Annotated in this window: 22 protein-coding genes; 17 read left to right on the top strand and 5 right to left on the bottom strand. The window is 47.6% G+C overall.

The genetic code is table 11. The features are described from left to right. The first annotated feature begins 47 nt into the window (after positions 1 to 47). Together yycI and AC50Y3_RS15390 are read left to right on the top strand one after the other, a co-directional pair. The gene (yycI, locus tag AC50Y3_RS15395; protein WP_494819594.1) at positions 48 to 764 is read left to right on the top strand and encodes a two-component system regulatory protein YycI; all 717 of its coding nucleotides are present in this window, start codon (positions 48 to 50) and stop codon (positions 762 to 764) included. Positions 765 to 838: 74 nt separating this feature from the next. Then, positions 839 to 1,645: an MBL fold metallo-hydrolase gene (locus AC50Y3_RS15390; protein ID WP_494819593.1), complete on the top strand. Its 807-nt coding sequence runs from the start codon at positions 839 to 841 to the stop codon at positions 1,643 to 1,645. On the opposite strand, the gene AC50Y3_RS15385 is transcribed toward AC50Y3_RS15390, so the two are convergent. Beyond that, positions 1,614 to 1,835, bottom strand: a complete 222-nt coding sequence (locus AC50Y3_RS15385; protein WP_494819592.1) for a hypothetical protein — start codon at positions 1,833 to 1,835, stop codon at positions 1,614 to 1,616. The genes AC50Y3_RS15390 and AC50Y3_RS15385 overlap by 32 nt on opposite strands. A 183-nt stretch (positions 1,836 to 2,018) precedes the next feature. On the opposite strand from AC50Y3_RS15385, the gene AC50Y3_RS15380 reads away from it, so the two are divergent. The 7 genes from AC50Y3_RS15380 to AC50Y3_RS15350 all read left to right on the top strand — a co-directional run bounded on the left by AC50Y3_RS15380 (position 2,019) and on the right by AC50Y3_RS15350 (position 7,831). Continuing rightward, entirely contained in the window at positions 2,019 to 3,425 is a 1,407-nt protein-coding gene (locus AC50Y3_RS15380; protein WP_494819591.1) for a S1C family serine protease, read from the top strand. Between the two features lie 146 nt (positions 3,426 to 3,571). Beyond that, entirely contained in the window at positions 3,572 to 3,739 is a 168-nt protein-coding gene (locus tag AC50Y3_RS15375; protein ID WP_090980575.1) for a CxxH/CxxC protein, read from the top strand. Positions 3,740 to 3,742: 3 nt separating this feature from the next. Beyond that, positions 3,743 to 4,222 (top strand): 23S rRNA (pseudouridine(1915)-N(3))-methyltransferase RlmH, encoded by a 480-nt coding sequence (gene rlmH, locus AC50Y3_RS15370; protein ID WP_494819590.1) that lies wholly within the window; start codon positions 3,743 to 3,745, stop codon positions 4,220 to 4,222. A 21-nt stretch (positions 4,223 to 4,243) separates the two neighbouring features. Next, on the top strand, positions 4,244 to 4,963 hold the full coding sequence (locus AC50Y3_RS15365) for an SDR family NAD(P)-dependent oxidoreductase (protein WP_494819589.1): 720 nt from the start codon (positions 4,244 to 4,246) through the stop codon (positions 4,961 to 4,963). Positions 4,964 to 5,174: 211 nt separating this feature from the next. Next, positions 5,175 to 6,914, top strand: a complete 1,740-nt coding sequence (locus tag AC50Y3_RS15360) for an ABC-F family ATP-binding cassette domain-containing protein (protein WP_494819588.1) — start codon at positions 5,175 to 5,177, stop codon at positions 6,912 to 6,914. 286 nt (positions 6,915 to 7,200) lie between these two features. Then, the gene (locus AC50Y3_RS15355) at positions 7,201 to 7,362 is read left to right on the top strand and encodes a DUF1328 domain-containing protein (protein ID WP_494819587.1); all 162 of its coding nucleotides are present in this window, start codon (positions 7,201 to 7,203) and stop codon (positions 7,360 to 7,362) included. Positions 7,363 to 7,426: 64 nt separating this feature from the next. Further along, positions 7,427 to 7,831, top strand: a complete 405-nt coding sequence (locus AC50Y3_RS15350) for a YflT domain-containing protein (protein ID WP_494819586.1) — start codon at positions 7,427 to 7,429, stop codon at positions 7,829 to 7,831. A 135-nt stretch (positions 7,832 to 7,966) separates the two neighbouring features. Here the strand turns inward: AC50Y3_RS15350 and AC50Y3_RS15345 are convergent, their stop codons facing one another. Together AC50Y3_RS15345 and AC50Y3_RS15340 are read right to left on the bottom strand one after the other, a co-directional pair. Continuing rightward, positions 7,967 to 9,055 (bottom strand): sensor domain-containing diguanylate cyclase, encoded by a 1,089-nt coding sequence (locus tag AC50Y3_RS15345; protein ID WP_494819585.1) that lies wholly within the window; start codon positions 9,053 to 9,055, stop codon positions 7,967 to 7,969. Between the two features lie 109 nt (positions 9,056 to 9,164). Then, positions 9,165 to 9,608, bottom strand: a complete 444-nt coding sequence (locus tag AC50Y3_RS15340) for a MarR family winged helix-turn-helix transcriptional regulator (protein ID WP_494819584.1) — start codon at positions 9,606 to 9,608, stop codon at positions 9,165 to 9,167. 362 nt (positions 9,609 to 9,970) lie between these two features. Here AC50Y3_RS15340 and AC50Y3_RS15335 point away from each other — a divergent pair, with 362 nt between their 5' ends. Together AC50Y3_RS15335 and AC50Y3_RS15330 are read left to right on the top strand one after the other, a co-directional pair. Continuing rightward, positions 9,971 to 10,591 (top strand): NADPH-dependent FMN reductase, encoded by a 621-nt coding sequence (locus AC50Y3_RS15335; RefSeq protein WP_494819583.1) that lies wholly within the window; start codon positions 9,971 to 9,973, stop codon positions 10,589 to 10,591. A gap of 313 nt (positions 10,592 to 10,904) precedes the next feature. Further along, positions 10,905 to 11,063: a hypothetical protein gene (locus AC50Y3_RS15330; protein WP_494819582.1), complete on the top strand. Its 159-nt coding sequence runs from the start codon at positions 10,905 to 10,907 to the stop codon at positions 11,061 to 11,063. Between the two features lie 87 nt (positions 11,064 to 11,150). Here the strand turns inward: AC50Y3_RS15330 and AC50Y3_RS15325 are convergent, their stop codons facing one another. Continuing rightward, the gene (locus tag AC50Y3_RS15325; protein ID WP_494819581.1) at positions 11,151 to 11,882 is read right to left on the bottom strand and encodes a YheC/YheD family protein; all 732 of its coding nucleotides are present in this window, start codon (positions 11,880 to 11,882) and stop codon (positions 11,151 to 11,153) included. 217 nt (positions 11,883 to 12,099) lie between these two features. On the opposite strand from AC50Y3_RS15325, the gene AC50Y3_RS15320 reads away from it, so the two are divergent. Continuing rightward, positions 12,100 to 12,576, top strand: coding sequence for a DUF8821 family protein (locus AC50Y3_RS15320; RefSeq protein WP_494819580.1), 477 nt, complete (start codon positions 12,100 to 12,102; stop codon positions 12,574 to 12,576). Between the two features lie 151 nt (positions 12,577 to 12,727). Further along, the gene (locus AC50Y3_RS15315) at positions 12,728 to 14,053 is read left to right on the top strand and encodes an aminoglycoside phosphotransferase family protein (protein WP_494819579.1); all 1,326 of its coding nucleotides are present in this window, start codon (positions 12,728 to 12,730) and stop codon (positions 14,051 to 14,053) included. 66 nt (positions 14,054 to 14,119) lie between these two features. Here the strand turns inward: AC50Y3_RS15315 and AC50Y3_RS15310 are convergent, their stop codons facing one another. Then, complete coding sequence (locus AC50Y3_RS15310) at positions 14,120 to 15,472, bottom strand: MATE family efflux transporter (protein ID WP_494819578.1); 1,353 nt, start codon at positions 15,470 to 15,472, stop codon at positions 14,120 to 14,122. A 140-nt stretch (positions 15,473 to 15,612) separates the two neighbouring features. Between AC50Y3_RS15310 and AC50Y3_RS15305 the strand changes: the two genes are divergently transcribed. From AC50Y3_RS15305 to AC50Y3_RS15290, 4 genes are all read left to right on the top strand, one after another. Continuing rightward, positions 15,613 to 16,296 (top strand): TetR/AcrR family transcriptional regulator, encoded by a 684-nt coding sequence (locus AC50Y3_RS15305; RefSeq protein ID WP_494819577.1) that lies wholly within the window; start codon positions 15,613 to 15,615, stop codon positions 16,294 to 16,296. 35 nt (positions 16,297 to 16,331) lie between these two features. Continuing rightward, positions 16,332 to 16,598, top strand: coding sequence for a metal-sensitive transcriptional regulator (locus AC50Y3_RS15300; protein WP_494819576.1), 267 nt, complete (start codon positions 16,332 to 16,334; stop codon positions 16,596 to 16,598). 35 nt (positions 16,599 to 16,633) lie between these two features. Beyond that, complete coding sequence (locus AC50Y3_RS15295; RefSeq protein ID WP_494819646.1) at positions 16,634 to 17,944, top strand: ankyrin repeat domain-containing protein; 1,311 nt, start codon at positions 16,634 to 16,636, stop codon at positions 17,942 to 17,944. A gap of 108 nt (positions 17,945 to 18,052) precedes the next feature. Continuing rightward, the gene (locus tag AC50Y3_RS15290; protein ID WP_494819575.1) at positions 18,053 to 18,517 is read left to right on the top strand and encodes a DUF8821 family protein; all 465 of its coding nucleotides are present in this window, start codon (positions 18,053 to 18,055) and stop codon (positions 18,515 to 18,517) included. Positions 18,518 to 18,574: the final 57 nt, after the last annotated feature.

The following is an 18,574-nucleotide window of genomic DNA, read 5'->3' as shown; positions in this document are numbered from 1 at the left end:
GGTCGTCTTAGAAGCTTATCAGGATCGTAGTTGAAGGAGATGAAAGGATGGACTGGGGCAGGGCGAAGAGTGTGCTGATTTTTGCATTTTTGCTGCTGAATCTCGTGCTTGGATACCAGCTCTGGTCCAACATCCGAGAGGGGCTTCGGACGAGCGCGGATGTGAGCGATTTGCGGCCGGAAACGCAGGCGCTTATGGAAGAGAAGAAGATTAAGCTTGGAACCAGCATCCCTTCCGAAACACCTGAGCTGCGGGATTTGACTTATCGGATCAAAACAAAGCTCGGCAAAGGTGAGCGCCATGAATTAAAGAAGCCGGTAGACAGTAAGGTCGTCTTCGATGAGAAAGAGCTGCAAGCGAGTCTGGGAGGCATCATTCCGGAGCTGAAGGACTACGCGCTTGGCCCTGTTTATGAAGATGAGTTTGTTTTTTACCGGATGGTTGATGGACGCCCTATGTTCGATGCGAAGCTTGAGCTTTACTTTAGCAATCAGAAGATCACGGCGTACAGGCAGGACCTTGTCGAGCTGCTGCCGCCACAGAATTCGACTTCACAGTCGGTTTTGTCGGCCACTAAAGTGGTGACAAGCTTAATTGAGAATCAGCTGCATAACGGAGCCGTCATTGAGGAGATCAAGCTGGGCTATCACGGTCAGATTTTTGACTCCAATACACAGGTTTCGGCGCCGACTTGGCGCGTGCTGCTGGAAGATGGCGGACAATACTACATGAATGCAATCAGTGGGGAAGTTGTGACGGAATAAGTGGGGTTTCGCAGTGCCTCGTCGCATGTTCGGCGGGTTTGGGGAGCAGGGGAAAGGACAGGGTTAGAAGAAGTATGGGACTTCGATTTACGGTTCTTGGGAGCGGTTCGACAGGAAATGCCACGATTGTGCAATGCGATGATTCTACCGTGCTCATTGATGCAGGTTTAAGTGCGAAGAAGCTCGAGGAGCTCATGCGCGAGCGAGGTGTCGCCGGTCATGAAATCGATGCGATTCTCGTTACGCATGAGCATTCCGATCATATAAAAGGGCTTGGTGCGTTTGCAAGGAAGCACAATGTGCCGATCTATGCGAATGAAGCGACATGGGGGGCTCTTGAGCGCCATGTCGGCACCATAACAAGCGAGCAGCGTGTCATTATGGAGACAGGGGAAACAGCGAAGTTCGGCGCTATGCGGACGACATCGTATGCGATTTCGCATGATGCGGCCGAGCCGGTCGGGTATGTTTTTGAAGATGATGATGTCAAGCTGAGTCTGGCAACAGACCTTGGCTATGTCAGCGATAAAGTAAGGCGGATGATAGAAGATTCCGATGTACTAGTGCTAGAGTCGAATCATGATGTCAACATGCTGCGGATGGGGCGTTACCCGTGGAACATTAAGCGACGAATTCTCAGCGATATCGGGCATTTGTCCAATGAAGCGGCGGGAGAAGCGTTATGCCAGCTGATGACGGATCGAACGAAGCGGGTTTATCTGGCGCATCTTAGCTTGGATCACAATTTGATGGACCTCGCTAAGCTGACGGTAAACGGCATCTTGGAGAATAACGGCTTCTTCTTCAAACGCGATGAGCATCCGCTGCGCGAAACGTACCATGACCGGCCTACGGCATGGGATGAAGTGCGCCGACGATAAGCTCGTCCAGCTCGGAATCGAGCGAAGTGATTTTGCGTTCAAGTTCGTCTTGGGTAAGAATTCCTTTATCAATGAGCAGCTCTGTCATCGCGCTGAGGGTAAGCAGGGTGCGGTAATGATCCTCCTTGAGGTCGGCAAGCTTGGCCACCAAATTGAGATGGTCAAGGGCTAAGGAACTTCTGGATTTCATGGGATTCGCTCCTTCATCTATTTGTTTATTCTAAGGGAAGAGACTTACTGCCCCTCCAACAGGACGCCGGCAGACTTTTCTTCCAGTTCTATTAATTATTGTAGACCGTTCTACCGATATCATTCCTAGATTCGTAAAATAATGGTCTTGATGTCAGCCTGACATCGAGAGGAGCGATTATAGATGAGCTTATTTGATGATGATTTCTATTCAACGCGTGTATCGCGTCGTATTCGGTCTACGGGCCGCGACGTTTCGTTTAGCAAGCGCGGGAGCGGCATTCGCTGGACACCTGTGCGTATGGCTGTAGCTTCTTCGGTGGTTAGCGCACTGGCTGCAGTGCTGGTGTTTGGTTTGTTCACCGGCTTTGACCGCAATGAAGGTTCCGTGTCCGCTGTTGCAGGCGTAACGAATGTGGGCATGAGCAATGATCCGCTTGAGAAGACGATCTCCGCAGCGGCGAAGATGCGTCCGGCTGTCGTTAGTATTATCAATGAGCAGGCGCAGCCTGAAAGTGATGCTACCGGCGGGACTGCAGATGGCGATAATGAGGCAGGCGCAGATGGTGGAGATGGCTCTGCTCCGCTGCAGCAAGCGGCACTGGGTTCTGGGTTTATTTTCGAAAAGGTCAAAGGCAAGGCGCATATCATTACCAACAATCACGTTATTGAAGATGCCGTTGCCGTAAAAGCAGTGCTGAGCAATGGCGAGACGCGGAATGCAAAGGTTGTCGGTACCGATGCGATTACGGATCTGGCCGTGCTGGAGATCGATGCAGATGGTATCGATACGGTAGCGAGCTTCGGGGAATCCGAAGGCTTGCGTGCCGGTCAATGGGTCATGGCGATTGGTAATCCGCTTGGACTCAGCGATTCGTTGACGATGGGCATTGTGAGCAAGACGAAACGGATCATTCCGGTGTCGCTCAGCCAAGACGGCAATTACGACTGGGAACAGGAAGTGATTCAAATCGATGCGTCCATTAACCAGGGCAACAGCGGCGGTCCGCTGATCGATCTGGACGGCAACGTGGTCGGCATCAACAGCATGAAGATTGCCGAGTACGGCGTGGAAGGCGTAGGTTTTGCGATTCCTTCGCATATTGCCATGCCAATTGTGCAAAGCTTACTGGAGTACGGCAAAGTGAAGCGTCCTTATCTAGGCGTGTATACGATGGATCTGGGCTTGTATATGGCACAACAGTCGGCAGCCGCTCAAGGGAACGGCGACGGTGGCGGCGCAGGCGGCGCGGATCAGGAGCAGTCTACGGAAGGTCCTGAATCCGGCGACGGTGCTGCTGTGGGCGGGGAAGACGAAGGCGTGATGATGCCGCAAGGCGATCTGAAGCTGCCCGATGAAGTGAAGCAGGGCGTAATCGTGCTTCAGGCGGTCGGTCCGGCCGAGGAAGCGGGTCTTGCGTTCAACGATGTCATCGTGAAGCTCGACAATGAGTCCATCAGCAGCACGATGGAGCTGCGCAAATATTTGTACGGCAAGAAGACGATCGGCGATGAGATTGAAGTGACCTTCTACCGCGACGGTAAGAAGCAAACTACAACGTTTAAGCTGGCGGAGAAGACGGAAGAATAACGGTATAGTCGCGAAGCGGATCAGCTCGTGCAAGCTCGTAGGGTACGGGCATGCGATACGACGAGCTGATCTCTTTGCGTGGATATGGGGTTAAACGGTGGAACAAGGCATAAAAGGATACAGCCTACTATTGGGGGATCTGGCAGATGTATTGTGTGTGTAAAGAGCATGTGGAGCTGGCGATTGATAAGTTTGTGGATGAATACGAGGATGCACCGGATATCGTGGATTTGGTGACGACAAAGTTCACGGAATGGGAAGCGCCAGCCACTTGCGAGCTGTGCGATCACATTGCCGAGTATTTGGTGGTGTAGCCGGTGCATATTCAGATCGCTGCTGTCGGAAAGCTGAAGGAAAAATATCTCGTGCTCGGCATCGCCGAATACGCGAAGCGTCTTGGCCCGTACGTGAGGCTCACGCTCACGGAAGTGCCGGACGAGCGGGCGCCCGAGACGATGAGCGCCGCCGAGGAAGCCATTGTTCGCGAGCGCGAGGGTGAGCGCTTGCTCGCGGTTATTAAGCCAGACGCGCATGTTGTCGCGCTGGCGCTGGATGGGGAGCTATGGTCGAGCGAGGACCTCGCCGGCCAGCTCGATTCTTTAGCCACGTATGGGCGGAGCCACGTGGCTTTTGTTATTGGCGGGAGCAACGGCCTCGCGCCCGCCGTGCTGAAGCGCGCCCAGCAGAAGCTCAGCTTCGGGCGCATGACCTTGCCGCACCAGCTCATGCGATTGGTGCTGCTGGAGCAGGTGTACCGGGCGGTGAAGATTAACCGGGGGGAACCTTACCACAAGTAAGGCGAATCGAAAGGATCACTCATGAGAATTTTTATTATCTTCGGAGCAAGTAGAGGATTGGGCGAGGCATTTGTCAAAGGATTGCCGGAAAAAGGTGATCGTGTTTGGGCGGTTTCCAGAACTTATCCTAGCAGTATAGATCTTGAAGATGGTGTTCAGAAATATTGGATTGAGGCTGATTTAGCGAAATCGGATGCTAGCGATCTGATTGCGAATACACTAAAGGACGTTACGATAGACATCTTGATATATAACGTTGGGATATGGGAGAGCAAAGGATTCAGAGATGACTATGATTTTGAGAACGATGATCCAGCTGAGATGGCCAACATCATTCATATAAATGTGACTTCCGCTATTACCTGCATACAGAAGCTTCTACCGAATCTGAAAAGGTCAGATAACGCGAAAATTTTCTTAATCGGATCTACGGCAGGTCTTGAACATAATGATTTCGCGCAAGTTTCTTTCGTAGCTTCGAAGTTCGGTTTGCGTGGTATTGGAAACGCTATACGGGAGCATGTAAAGAAATATGGGATCGGTGTGACTTGTATAAATCCCGGTGAAATTGCAACCCAAATTCCATTGGAAGATGGAATTGAGAAAGTCTTGTCAGCATATAACGGCACACAAATCCCTCTTCAAGACATGGTTTCTTTAGTAAAATGCGTAATGAATCTCTCCAAAGCCTCATGTGTAAAAGAAATAAATATTCCAGCAATGTTGGATACAAATGCATAGCTTCATCGCAAAAAAAGGCATCCCCATTCGGGATGGCCTTTTTTATTTGCCATTGCGCAAGTGTGGTTCCCGTGACGGGGAGCTGTACCACAAGTATTGGCAAGTTAGAAATGATTGAAGTTGTCTGTAAACAGTGTTAGTCTAACAACGGTAAACTCAAAATCAATGTTTTTCAATACACCCAATAATAGTCACTATGAAAGGTAATACTATGATAAAAGTTGAACATTTATCCTTCTCATTTCCGCAAAAAGAACTATATAAAAACATTTCCTTTACGCTTGAAGAGGCACAACATTGCGCTTTTATAGGAACAAGCGGCAGTGGGAAAAGTACATTGATCGATATATTGATGGATCCGGAAAGATATTTGTACGAGGGCAAGTTAGAGATAGACCCAGCCTGCAAAATAGGGTATGTAAGTCAGTTCTCTCAGTTAGACAGAACTAAAGAAACAACTGTTTTTGAATATATCGCAGACGAGTTTATTAAGATACAAAATGAAATACAATCGATTTGTACTGAAATGGAAACATCATCGGATATTGAGCCGTTGCTCGAAAAGTATCAATTAGCTTTAGACGCATTTGATTCAATCGGTGGAGAAGATTTTGAAAGCAACATAAATAAGAAACTAAATCTAGCAAACCTCATGAAGCTAAAAGATCTTAAGGTATCCGACCTAAGTGGTGGGGAATTCAAACTCATTCAAGTGATGAAGGAAATGCTTAGTAGTCCAGACTTCATGATTATGGACGAACCAGATGTATTTTTAGACTTTGAAAACCTAAATGCGCTTAAAAAACTTATTAATGCTCACAAAGGAATACTGCTGGTTGTTACGCACAACCGATATCTATTGAATCATTGTTTTAACAAAATTTTGCACCTTGAAAACATGGAGATCGAAGAATTTGATGGGCGATATATGGATTATAATTTCTCATTGCTTCAAACTAAAATGGAGTTACAAGAACTCACAGTCGCTGAGCAAGAAGAAATTGAGAGAAATGACCACATCATCAATAATCTAAGAGTTATCGCAACTTATAATTCAGAAGCCTCTAGAGGTAGAGCGTTAAAAGCTAGAGTGAGGTTTCAAGAAAGATTGGAAGCGCGTAGAATTAAAGCGCCATTCGTAGATATTAAGCAGCCGACGATCCGTTTCGGTATTGATAAGGAAATTGAAGACACCGCTGTTATAAGTGTCAATCATTATCGTGTAGCCTTTGATGAGTTGCTGTTAGACAATGTTAACTTCGAGATAAAATCTACGGATAAAGTAGCTCTTATCGGTGCGAATGGTACCGGAAAAACGACATTACTCCGAGAAATCTTTACTAATAATCATGATTCCATTGCAATAAATGCGGATGCTAAAGTGGCTTATTTATCTCAGATGCAAGGCGAAGTGCTAAAGGATTCTAATACAATCCTAGAAGAATTCATCGATGCCGGGTTTAACACTTATGATGAGGCTAGATCGTATCTTTCAAACTACGGCTTTGAAGGAGAAATCGTTAATCAAAAGATACAATCTTTATCTGGTGGAGAAAAAAACATGCTTCAATTGGCTAAAGTTGCTGTCAGTAAAGCAAACGTATTGCTTCTTGATGAACCGACAAGCCATTTAGACACCTATACACAGCTAGCACTGGAGAAAGCCATAGAAGACTATAAAGGCGCCATTCTCATGATTTCTCATGATTTCTATTCTGTTGTAAACGGAATGGATTATGTTTTAATCATTGAAGATAAAACGATTAAAAAAATGAGTATGACAAAATTTAGACAGATGATTTATGCTAGTCATTTTGATAAGGACTATTTAGAAACGGAACAAAATAAAAGATCAGTTGAAATGAAAATAGAATTGGCTTTAAAAGATACTGATTTTGAACTTGCAAAAGTATTGGTTGTTGAGCTGGAAGAGCTGATTAAGTTGCTTTAAATGGCAACAAAATGGAGCGGGATTAAGTTTGAGGGCTATGACAGGTGCTGGATGGTGACCTGTTGCAGCTCTCTTTGTGCTGCAACCGTGAGCATTCTTACACAGCTTGGGCGGATCTGAAACAGGCTAATGTAAACGTAAAATTCTTCTAAAAAATCCTTTCATTAATAGCCGAATAGCGCTCGAGGAATGGAAATTTATATGTCATTCAGTTGCTTCAATCCTAACCAATTAGGTTAATGCAGTATCAAGCAAGGGAAACAAGTTGGAAGCAGAGGTGATTCTTATGTTAGGATGGGCACTGATGTTTTTCATCTTCGCAATCATCGCTGGCATATTCGGCTTTCTTGGCATCGCATCCGCTTTAGCCGGCCTCGCGAAGATATTATTCGTAATCTTCCTGGTTATGTTCTTGGCTTCATTGATATTCGGAAGACGACGAGTATAGGGTACAAGCTGCTAGTCTCAAGTCTCAACCAAATCTAAACAATCATTAACGAGGAGGAATTACAATGACAATCCAAACGATGACAACGAAGGTACACACAGTTGGCAACCTGAACGAGGTTCAACGAGAGGTCAATCGCTTCCGCGGCGAAGGCTACGATTCGAACAACATCTTCGTACTGACCCATGATAAGGACAGGACGGCCAGAATCGCCAAGAACACGGATGCCGAGCAGATTGGTGTATCTGATGAAGGAGTCGGCACGGCGATTGCCAATGTGTTTCGCTCGACCGGTAATGAGCTTCGTGCCAAGATGAGGTCTCTTGGGATTTCCAATCCATATGCCGAGTATCTCGAAAGAGAGATGGACGAGGACAAAATCCTCGTCATCGCCTGGGGCGGCAGGGAATACAACAACGATGAGTATGACGATACAATTTACTACTACCCGACATTCGGCGCTTTTTAAGCGCTAATAAACTACACATATAGAGATCAAAGACCTACCCCAGAGGGGTAGGTCTTTGATCTCTATATAGAAGAGTTGAAACGCGAGTTACTTTGCAGTTGATCGGGCGGGCCTTGGAAGGAGCTGATGGGGCTATTAGACGGCGAGCTCCCCATTAACCGCAATCCGATTGGTGCCGTTGGACTTGGCAAGATACATCGCTTGATCCGCCGCACGTATGAGATCGAGCTCCGTCATGCCCTCTGCCCATAGCGTACAGCCGACGCTGGTGGTCATCGGAAGATGGAGCTCCTTGATCTGCATCGGCGACTCCAATTGCACGATCAACCGGTTGGCAACCTGCATCAAGTCGTCGTAGCCGCTCTGCAGCCATGCCGCCACCACGAACTCATCGCCGCCCACGCGCGCGACCAGATCGGATTCTTGAATTGCATTCTTGATGCGATTCGCGAATTCTACAAGCACGAGATCACCGACCTCATGTCCGAAAGTATCGTTGCATTGCTTGAATTTGTTTAAGTCGAGGTAGAATACCCCGAATAAGCCTTCTTCTCGTTCGGCGCGATTAATCCAGCTTTGGATTCGAACGCTAAAGCCCCTGCGATTCAGCAATCCCGTCAGAATGTCGCGCTCTGTTAATTGAATAAGCTCATGCTCTAGTTTCTCTCGTCTTTCAATTTCGGATCTTAATTGAATCAATAATTGCTCGTAATCGTTCAGAATCCGAATTTTGTCGTCGTAATTGAGTTGTTTGCCAAGCTCTGAACCTAGAGCGAGCGATAACAATTGCAACGTCTCGATATCGCGGTTGGAGAACGCATTAGGACGGCCGGAGATGACCTTCAGCACGCCGACAGCGTTGCTAGATTCGAACAGGGGAACGCAGACCATGCTCCGCGCGCCGACTTTCATCGTCGCTTCCTTGTTGACGCGATCGTCCTGCTGCGTATCCGGCGAATACAAGATTTCCTCCTCTGTCACGCACAAGCCCGACAAACTGCCGTTCTTATGGAGCCGAATTCCAATATGAGGCTTCAATGTGCCGCTGACGGCGGCATAAACCATTTCATCGCCTGCCAGCATCTCGATTGTTGAACCGTCTGCATCGGTTAATAGGCACATCCGATCGCATATCGTCTGCATAAACAGCTTTAAATCAAAGTTAGATAACAGCATCTGCTGCTGGACTTCCATGATGACTTTCAGGCGACGGTTCTCCATCATCGTCCCTATTCCCCTCCAGGCTTGCGTAGAAATTTGTCGGACATTATTAGCTAACATGCTAGCACTTTTAAATAGGTTTGTCAGCCCAGCTGCGTGGGCCGCAAAGGCCTTACTGTTGACTTAAAGAAAGCATCATTTTGGAGGCAAGAGCAATGAATTCCGAGCGTTCCTTTTCATTAAGGGAATCTGTTAGGGATTTAATTTGTTGCTCAATCTTACTGCTTACGATCTGAATGATTTTTTGTCCCTCGGCGGTCACTTTTACATTCACTACACGACGATCGTAGGGGGAATTGCTGCGTTCGACTAAACCCCTGCGTTCCGCGCGATTTATCAACCCGGTAATACTGGATTTGTCGAGGTCGAGATACTGTGCCAGTTGTAACATGCTTAATTCGCGATCACGTAAAATGCCGAACAACCGAATTTGTATGATGGAGACGTCGTATTCGGCTCCGATTCGGGTAAGGATGCCTTGAACAAGGAAGGATAACTGGATCAAACTATCCATAATGGAGAGATTCTCTTTAAAATTAGCAGCTTTGTCGTTCACAATTATTCACTCCAGATAAGCTCAGATATTCGCAAACAGTCTGAAAGTCAGTGTCGGTTTTTATTTTATCATAAAAGCCATTGACATTGTACGTGGCACAAACTATATTGTTTGTATCACGTACTAATTTTTTGACTTCAAGAGGCTGTGGTTAGATATCGCATGAGTAGAAGTAAACGGGTCTGGATCCCTTCAATTATTGCTGTAGGCATGGCCGTGCTCTTTTTGGGTTATTTTTGCTATTACCAGCAGTGCTTCTGGTTAACATGCTTGAGAAGGCGAAGTCAAATTCGAACGACGAGTCGCAATAAACGGCTATGCGTCGATAAATGAATACCAATACAAGATATGAAGGTGTAACAATGGATGAGAAGAAGACCGTCCTCCTGGTTATGGGGAGCATACGAGCAGGAAGAAACTGTCCCAAAATTACGTCCTGGGTCGAGTCCGTCGGCCGAGAGAACTCAAATTATGAGTATGAAATTATCGATTTGGCCAAATGGCCGTTGCCAATGGACGATGAACCGGGGATTCCAGCACTGAATAGCTACAGCCAGCCGCACACGTACGCATGGAGCGAAAAGATCAAGAGTGCGAGTGGCGTGATTTTCGTCACGCCGCAGTTTAACTGGGGTTATCCGGCGGCTCTCAAGAACGCGATCGATCATCTTTACCATGAGTGGGCGGAAAAGCCGGTTATGATCGTTACCTACGGCGGCCATGGCGGCGGTCGATGCGGCAAGCAGCTAAGGAGGGTTGCGGTTCGGCTGAGGATGCGAATTGTGCCGACTTCTCCTGCACTCAGGTTATCGGATGCGGTTATCCGCGAGGGAGCCGAGCTAAATCCGGATCGTGATTTTGGCGATTTTGCGCCAAAGGTTCGACAAGCATTTTCGGAACTAGCGGACCAGCTCGAGGGCCAAGAAAGCGTGCTGGCATGGCTGCGTCGTAAATGGAAGGTAATGTTAGCTGTCCTTTCCTAAGTATTCAAACCACCTTTTAACTATGAGGTGGTTTTTTTATGTTTGAAGTACAGCATCATATTTTTTTTAACCTTGTCCACATTTATACCTTACCAAAACGATGCAATTGCATTTAATAGACTATATCCAAGTAAAGGAGGTTTTGAGAATGGGAAATAGAGGAACTAGCGGTTATGCCCCCGTTCAGATCTTTAACTCCACTTCGTTTAACGCGTTTGGGACAGTTGAATATGCATCCTTCTTTTGTAGTAACGATGACTACAGAGTTGCGCGAAACTCGACTTGGACAGCTTCTAGCCGTGGAGTTTGTTTGGTGACTAAAATCACCGCAGTCGTTCAAACGCCGAGTGGAAATATTCAAGCGGAACCTTATACTTCTTCCGGTACTTCTTTCAGCCAATTTGCCATCATACAGGTAGGGGAAAATAAATTCCAAGTGACACGCGTTGTAAGTGCCAAAAGACGTAAGTAAAGTCTCAAGCGGAGCATGATTAAGTAGAAGCACCTAACATGAAAAGACGACTGGCCAAAGATACAAGGCCGGTCGTCTTTTTTCGCATTAATGTTTCCTATACCACAGTATTCTGCGATACATCGAGGAATCTTTCAAGAGCCGGAAAGGGCGCAAGTCAGGTTGATAATTGCCCTCAATGATCCAAATCCGGCGGTTCTTGTCGATGCCTATATCGAACCCGACTTGTCTAAGCTTGGGGTAACGCTCTCCCAGTCGGTTGGCAGCCAATAGTGCGATCCGTTCCACTTTGACAAGCAATCTGCGATCTCCGATTCGGGCCAGTTTGAACGCCTCAAGCACTGGAATGGTGCGACTAGTCACATTTGTAACTAGATATCCTTTCGCCGCCACTTTCGCGTATGAGCCTGTTACGTTCCAAGGGGATGAAGAGCCTCGTTTTCGTTGAGCCATGATCCGCATGTCGAAAGGCTTGCGTTGAACTTGAGCAAGCTGCAGACGCCTCTGGACAATATAACCACGGCCTTTGTTTTTTTTGCGGACCCATTGGAGTAACTTAGCGGTGTTTCTCATGGTGACCGCATTATTCTCGTTTTGAATACGATAGGCGTTCGCGCCGTTCCGTTTAATGAATACGATATCCCTTCCGTAACTTCCATCGCGCGGTTTCAGTACGACGCTTTTATAGCGAAGCAGCATTTTCGATAAAACGTTCTTCTTAAGCAACTTTGTTTCTGGCAATCGCCCTGCGAGCGAAGACCCATTGCGAAGGAGACGATATTGCAGCCATTTGTCTCTTTTCATTACGATTGGAATCACAGCCTTTATCCATCTTTTACGGTAATTCTAAGTCAAATTAGTGATCAGCATAAGTCACCAATCGTCTATATTTAGGAGCGGAGACATTTAGGTTAACAGCACTTGACTAGACACCATTCAGTGTCTTATAATAAATATGACACTAAAAGGTGTCCTATTATAGTGGGCACTGCGACCGAATAACCGTAAACTTTAAATGAGAAGAGGAGAGATGGAGATGTCCACTATCGTTGATTTCAAAAACGTGTCTACTGCAGGGTTAGAAACTTCGCCTGTAGCGGAGGCGCTTGCCGGCCTGCGCGCAAATGAAGCCCGTTATTTCATGAACAAATACAAGCATGATTTCACGGTTGTACCGGCGAGCGAGAGCCAAGAAACGCTGGATTATGTCAATCGCGTATTAAAAGAAGAGCGAAATATCGTGTTTGCTGCGAAACCGTTGGAAACGTCGTTTTTCCAAGTGGAGAACATTAGATGGGCCTTTGTCTTTTACGAGGATGGTCTTGGCATTAACGTCTTGTACACAGTTGATGATCCTAAGAAGCGGGCCGTCGGATTTAAGCTATCCGAGGGGATGGAGGTTCCGGCAGAGCTAGGGAAATTCAAATTTGCCAGGCAGAAATCCAAGCTGGCCGGAACGATTCGCGGTTCGTTTTTTGTCATTAAAGGAGAATATGAGCAGCAGTCGATTTAACTAAAGGGGCGCCTAATCTGGTGCCCCTTAGTTTTCGCTCATTAGATGTCAGGGTGCGCCGTATCATAAGTATCATGAACTTGATAAAATGAAGTCTAACAGAAGTAAATAAGGTCTACGTTCTGAACTCGCGAGACCAAAGGAGTTACATATGGAAAATGGTAATGTAATCTATGGGATACTGCCGCATCCTACCCTCACGGGGCATGTATTTGTACGATTAGAAAATGACGAGTGGTGTCTCCCAGGTATGCGAACAGAAGGGCAAATCTCCTCGATTTTGGCTACACAAGAGATGTCGCACATGTTCGGTCAGCCCGTGGTTGCGTATAGATACATATCGATCTTGGAAAACAAGCAATTGGGTCGAACAGAGGGAATCTTCTTATTAGACAATCTTGGCAGTGACGAACTAGCACAAGCGGGGAGATGGGTAAGCAGGGATGACCTGCCCAATTTGCAATTCAAACGATTGGACCATCTCGAGGCTATATACAATTATTGTTCCGAATCGGAGAACGTTATTCAACCCAAGTTCCGCAGGCCATGGGAGAGCAGCGGGTGGTTTTCTCAAGTCACGTCTTGGATAAAAGAAGTACTCGGACCAATGGGTATGGAGGTTGTGGCTCGACCGGAACCCCTGAAATGGTGGAGTCTGTCGTGCGTCCTCCGGGTACCGACCACACACGGAAATGTCTACTTCAAGGTAAATGCAGAACAACCGTTGTTTGTGGATGAAGCTGCGTTTCTCCAACGCATAGGTAAGCTTGTCCCGGGACGTGTACCGGTTGTCCTTGGAACTGAACCCCGTTACGGATGGATGTTATCAAGTGATAGCGGAAACAGTATAAGAAATAGCGTTTCAATAGAACAGAAGATCGAGTTGCTGCGGATATTCGCGGGCATCCAGCTCGATTCCATTCACCACGTAGATGAGTTGCTGGAGTTAGGCTGTGCCGATCGTAGACCGCATCGACATCTCTCCTTAATTGCGCCGCTTGTGGATGACGATCTGATGATAGCTCAACTTACATCGGAAGAAATCTGCGAGCTTCGAAAGCAAATGCCCAAAATGGTGGAGATGTGCTCGAAGCTCTCCGAGTACGCAGTTCCATCCACGCTCTTACATGGTGACCTTAACCTAGGGAATGTCACAAGCTCGAACGGCGAACTGAGCTTCATCGATTGGACGGACGCCTCCGTGGGCCATCCCTTCATGGATATGTTCCTCATCTTTGACGAAAGCGATTTAGCGCTACAGGCTCAACTGCGGGATGTTTATTTGGAAATGTGGAGCGACTTCGAGCCCATGCATCGTCTACTTGAACTTTGGTCGCTATGCGAGGTCATGCATGCCATCCATCACGCAATAAGCTATCAATCCATTCTGCACCATACCGAGGAAAGGTCCCGAGCCGAGTTGGACGATGGTCCGCCATTCTACCTTCGTAAGGCATTGCGATTCCTTCAAGATTAAAGTGAGCAATAAACTAAAAGGCAGGGTCCGGGAGTACCCCCGTACCTTGCCTTTTATGTTTGTCCTCTAATGCACTAAGCTCTCCAGATCCGGCTGCAATTTGTTCCGCAGCACATACAGCATGATGGCACCAACAAGGAACGTGACGGCATCCGCAATGACGAGTGACCAGACCACCCCGTGGAAGCCGTTCATTCGATTGGCGATATACAAAACAGGAATCAGCGTGATTCCTTGAATGATGGACATAATAAATGCGGCGGTTCCTTGCGCTGTGGCTTGAAAGATCCCTGTAAACAACGCGGTCATTCCTGTAATGAACAAGGGTAAGAATGTTACATGCAAAATGTAGCTGCCCATTTCAATTAATTTCGGGTCATTCGTAAATAGGCCAATTAAGTGGTCCGAAATCAGACAGACGATGACGCCGAACACGACGGCTAACGCCATAATCGCTTTGATCGTGAAGGCGATGGTATGCTTCATGCGTAATTTATTCGCTGTAAAAGAAAAGGCAATCAGCGGCACGACTCCTTCGCATAAACCCATCAGAATAACCTCAGGAAATTGCAATAAACGCGATGAAATGCCGAAAGCCGCAACGGCTTGCTCCCCATATTCGACCAAATAACGGTTAAAGATGAGCGACATCGCACCCAAGAAGACACTCATAACAAAGACGGGAACTCCGATTTTGAATACATTGCTGGCAATCTCCTTGGTGACCTTGAACCATTTTAACGAGATGGTTAAGAAGGGGCTCTTATATCCGATATGGATGGCATAGAAGCTGCTCGCAACCAAGTTCGCAATGACCGTAGCAGACGCAACGCCAATGACGTCCCAGTGGAAGACAAAAATGACCAGCGTATCGAGAATAATATTGACCACAACACTAAGAATCATACCGATCATCGATGTGATGGCCGCACCTTCGGAGCGCACGATATTTTCCAGGGTGAAGAATAAGACGATAAATGGCGATCCCGTAATCATAATTGTGACATAGTCCTTCGTGAAGCCGAAGGAGTCAGGCGTCGCACCCAAACCATGGACGATTGAATCGATCAACGGGAGGCCGACGGCCATCAAGATAAGACCGAGAACTAAACTGCTGTAAAAAGCGAATGAAGACACGTGCTTTGCGTCATCATATCTTTTCTCCCCAAGCAAACGGGAGATGAATGCACTGCTGCCGATGCCAATCAAGTTGCCGAGCGCCATAATGGCCGCGAATAACGGCAGGGTGAGTGCGAGTGCGGTTAACATGGCCGTATTGCCGAGTGTACCAAGGAAAAAGGCATTCAAGATCGAGTAGATGACGCTCATCGACATGCCAAGCATCATCGGTACGGCGAAATGAGCGACGGCTTTGGCGACCGGTGCTTTTTCAAAGTAATGGAGGTTTTCTGCATCCATAGAATTCACTTCTTTCTTCATTTATTTGGACAACGTCAATCTAACGGTGTTAGTTTGAACCTTACAGTGTTAGATGATATCATGAACGTATAAACCTGTAAAGCACAAACTTACACTGTTAGATAAAAGGACGGATAGCGATGAAAAAACAGCAGCCTCAGATTTCGGAGGATAAGATTTTGGAAGCCTCGTGGATGCTTCTTGGCGAAGAGGGCATCGAGAAATTCAGTCTGAGACGATTGGCCGATAAGCTGGGGATTCAGGCTCCTTCCCTGTACTGGTACTTTAAGAGCAAGCAGAATCTGTACCAGCGTCTGGCCAACCAGGTCTCTAAAGTCATTCTGGAGGAGTTCGGCTCCGAAGGAGACTGGAAGGAACAGCTGACGGGGCTTGCGGTAACGCAGCGGCGCGTGCTTAGCCGGTATCCTTGCTCAACGCAGCTCATGATGATGACGCTCCCCCACGAGCCGGACATTATCCGGTTCACGAACCGGATGCTGCTCTGCGTGGAAGCGACGCCGCTTGACCAAGAGCAGAAATTACAAGTGGTGAATACGCTTGTGAACTATGTCTTCTATTTCGTTCTAGACATTTATCAGCATGAGCGTAATGTCTCCGCTATCCTAAAGGAACAGGGAGCGCCTCAACCGGGTGAAGAGATGATTCGCCTTCTGGATTCCATGAGCGAGACGGAAGCGGGACTGTTCCGGAGGATGTTCACGACCGGGTTGTTCCAGGTGATGGGGACCGATGCGTCGTTTGAGTTCGGCTTGAAGCTGATTTTGCTCGGGATTGAGCAAGTGATAAAGGAGCAGGAGAAGTAGACTGTAAACTAGAAAGTTGAAGGGTAGGGGCATGAATGACCTATAATTACACAGACGATATGAAAACTAGGCTTAGAAGAATCGAAGGTCAGATTCGCGGCGTGCTTCGATTGATGGAGGAAGGCAAGCCGTGCAAGGAGGTTGTGAGTCAATTATCCGCGGTTCGTAATGCCTCGGATAAGGCAATCGCTCACATTGTGGCGGAAAACCTGCAGCAATGTCTCGTGGAAGAACTGGCAGCCGGCAACGATACGGACAAGCTGGTTAGAGAAGCTGTGGAGCTGCTTGTAAAGAGTAGATAGACTAGCGGGATCCAGAACAAGGAGGAACGATCGTGATGACGGAATCGAGCAACAACTCGTATATCTCGAAGAATGAGCCAGAAGCCATGGTCATCGCACAATTCAAACAGGCGGTGGATGATAACGATTCGGAAGCAGTAAGGCAGTTGCTGCAAACCCATCCAACATTTGTTCCGCGGATCGACGAACCATGGTTTGCTTTTGATACACCGGCGATTGTGATTAGTGCAAGCAGGGGAAGACGCGAGATGGTTGATATACTGCTAGAGTACGGGGCCGATATCAATGCCAAAAGCAGCTGGTGGGCGGGAGGATTCGGCGTACTGCATCACGATCATCATGACTTGTCCCGTTATCTCATTGAGCGGGGCGCCGATGTCGATCCACATGCTGCGGCTTCATTGGGCATGCTGGATCGTCTGCGAATGATGGCGGAGAAGGATCCGGAAGCCGTTAATCTGCGCGGCCCGGATGGGCAGGTTCCTCTCCACTATGCCGTTTCATCTGAGATTATTGATTTTCTGCTGGATCACGGGGCGGATATTGATAAGCGGGATGTGGATCATAATAGTACGCCAGCTCAATATGCAGTCAACAACCCGGACAAATGCCGGTATTTACTTAAACGCGGTGCCAAGGCGGATATCTTCATGGCCTGTAAGCTGGGGGATGTCGAGCTTGTCCGTCAAATGCTATTGGAGGATCCAAATGCTCTTCAAGCCCAGGTGGGCAGAGGGGAGTTCACCGGCGCAGGTGGGCATATTTATGAGTACAATATCGGTGCGGCGGCGAAGCCGGTTTTTTTAGCGGAACGGTTGGGTCTTGAGGCTATGACAGATTTGATGCTGTCGCACAGCTCGCTCGAGCAGAAATTCCTGCTGGCTTGCATGCGGGCGGATACAGAAACTGTCCATAGCATGTTAAGCGAACATGCGGATCTTGTCCAAGCGCTGGAGCCGGAAGATCAGAGTGTACTTGTTGAAGCAGCATGGGAGGATCAAGCAGATGCAGTAGGGCTCATGCTGGAGGTTGGCTTTAACGTAGATGCACGCCGCAATGACCGTTCGATGACAGCCCTTCATGGTGCTGCCGTACAAGGAAACAATGAAGTCGTTCGGCTGCTAATCCGCAACGGTGCCTCTGTGGACATTCGGAATGAGTTCGGCGGAACGCCAATGAACAGCTGTATCTGGGGATCCCTTCATATTCAAAATCCACAAGGCGATTATGCCGCGGTTGCGGATAGCCTCATTAAGGCAGGGGTCAAGCTGCCCGACCAAGTCATGGGCAGTGAGACGGTGAAGGAAGTTCTTATTCGGCACGGGGGGCCCGGCGCGAAAGGTTAACCTCCAACCATTTCTCAAGGGATCTATTTTGAAAGTTTTCTCTTGGATGATTTTTGGTATAATATCGGGAGATACTAGGATTATATGGATAGAAAATGAGGGATGACAATGTCGTATATCGTTGATTTTAAAGATGTGTCTACGGTCGGTTTAGAATCCTCACCGGTAGCGGATGCGCTTGCCGGCTTGCGTGCGAACGAAGCCCGTTATTTCATGAACAAATACGAGCATGTATTTACGACTGTACCTGCTAGCGAAAGCCAGGAAAGCCTTGATTATGCGAACCGGATTTTGAAAGAAGAACGCGGTATTGAGTTTGCGGCAAAACCGTTAGAAACGTCGCGTTTCCAAGTGGAAAATATTCAATTTACTTACGTCTTCTATGAAGACGGTCTTTCGATCAACGTTATGTATACGGTGGATGATTCTAAGAAGCGGGCTGTTGGCTTTAAGCTGTCTGAGGGGATGGAGATTCCAAAGGAATTAGAACCGAAGTTTAAGTTCGCCAGGCAGAAGTCTAAGCTGGCCGGCACCATTCGGGGCTCGTTCTTTGTGATTAAAGGCGAATATTAAGAACAGTAGTCGTATGATAAAAAGGGAAGAGCCCATATAAAAGGGGTTCTTCCTTTT

The sequence above is a fragment of the Paenibacillus sp. J22R98 genome (assembly GCF_059383835.1).
The sequence above is the reverse complement of the archived record's forward strand: the minus strand, read 5'-3'. Positions and strand labels throughout refer to the sequence as shown.

What these genes read in the sequence shown, in the direction of transcription:
- yycI (WP_494819594.1), top strand. Translation starts at nt 48, where the DNA reads ATGGACTGGGGCAGGGCGAAGAGTGTGCTGATTTTTGCATTTTTGCTG.
- AC50Y3_RS15385 (WP_494819592.1), bottom strand. Translation starts at nt 1,835, where the DNA reads ATGAAATCCAGAAGTTCCTTAGCCCTTGACCATCTCAATTTGGTGGCC.
- AC50Y3_RS15320 (WP_494819580.1), top strand. Translation starts at nt 12,100, where the DNA reads ATGTCCACTATCGTTGATTTCAAAAACGTGTCTACTGCAGGGTTAGAA.
- AC50Y3_RS15380 (WP_494819591.1), top strand. Translation starts at nt 2,019, where the DNA reads ATGAGCTTATTTGATGATGATTTCTATTCAACGCGTGTATCGCGTCGT.
- AC50Y3_RS15315 (WP_494819579.1), top strand. Translation starts at nt 12,728, where the DNA reads ATGGAAAATGGTAATGTAATCTATGGGATACTGCCGCATCCTACCCTC.
- AC50Y3_RS15365 (WP_494819589.1), top strand. Translation starts at nt 4,244, where the DNA reads ATGAGAATTTTTATTATCTTCGGAGCAAGTAGAGGATTGGGCGAGGCA.
- AC50Y3_RS15360 (WP_494819588.1), top strand. Translation starts at nt 5,175, where the DNA reads ATGATAAAAGTTGAACATTTATCCTTCTCATTTCCGCAAAAAGAACTA.
- AC50Y3_RS15290 (WP_494819575.1), top strand. Translation starts at nt 18,053, where the DNA reads ATGTCGTATATCGTTGATTTTAAAGATGTGTCTACGGTCGGTTTAGAA.
- AC50Y3_RS15345 (WP_494819585.1), bottom strand. Translation starts at nt 9,055, where the DNA reads ATGATGGAGAACCGTCGCCTGAAAGTCATCATGGAAGTCCAGCAGCAG.
- AC50Y3_RS15310 (WP_494819578.1), bottom strand. Translation starts at nt 15,472, where the DNA reads ATGGATGCAGAAAACCTCCATTACTTTGAAAAAGCACCGGTCGCCAAA.
- AC50Y3_RS15390 (WP_494819593.1), top strand. Translation starts at nt 839, where the DNA reads ATGGGACTTCGATTTACGGTTCTTGGGAGCGGTTCGACAGGAAATGCC.
- AC50Y3_RS15375 (WP_090980575.1), top strand. Translation starts at nt 3,572, where the DNA reads ATGTATTGTGTGTGTAAAGAGCATGTGGAGCTGGCGATTGATAAGTTT.
- AC50Y3_RS15305 (WP_494819577.1), top strand. Translation starts at nt 15,613, where the DNA reads ATGAAAAAACAGCAGCCTCAGATTTCGGAGGATAAGATTTTGGAAGCC.
- AC50Y3_RS15350 (WP_494819586.1), top strand. Translation starts at nt 7,427, where the DNA reads ATGACAATCCAAACGATGACAACGAAGGTACACACAGTTGGCAACCTG.
- AC50Y3_RS15295 (WP_494819646.1), top strand. Translation starts at nt 16,634, where the DNA reads ATGACGGAATCGAGCAACAACTCGTATATCTCGAAGAATGAGCCAGAA.
- AC50Y3_RS15355 (WP_494819587.1), top strand. Translation starts at nt 7,201, where the DNA reads ATGTTAGGATGGGCACTGATGTTTTTCATCTTCGCAATCATCGCTGGC.
- AC50Y3_RS15300 (WP_494819576.1), top strand. Translation starts at nt 16,332, where the DNA reads ATGACCTATAATTACACAGACGATATGAAAACTAGGCTTAGAAGAATC.
- AC50Y3_RS15335 (WP_494819583.1), top strand. Translation starts at nt 9,971, where the DNA reads ATGGATGAGAAGAAGACCGTCCTCCTGGTTATGGGGAGCATACGAGCA.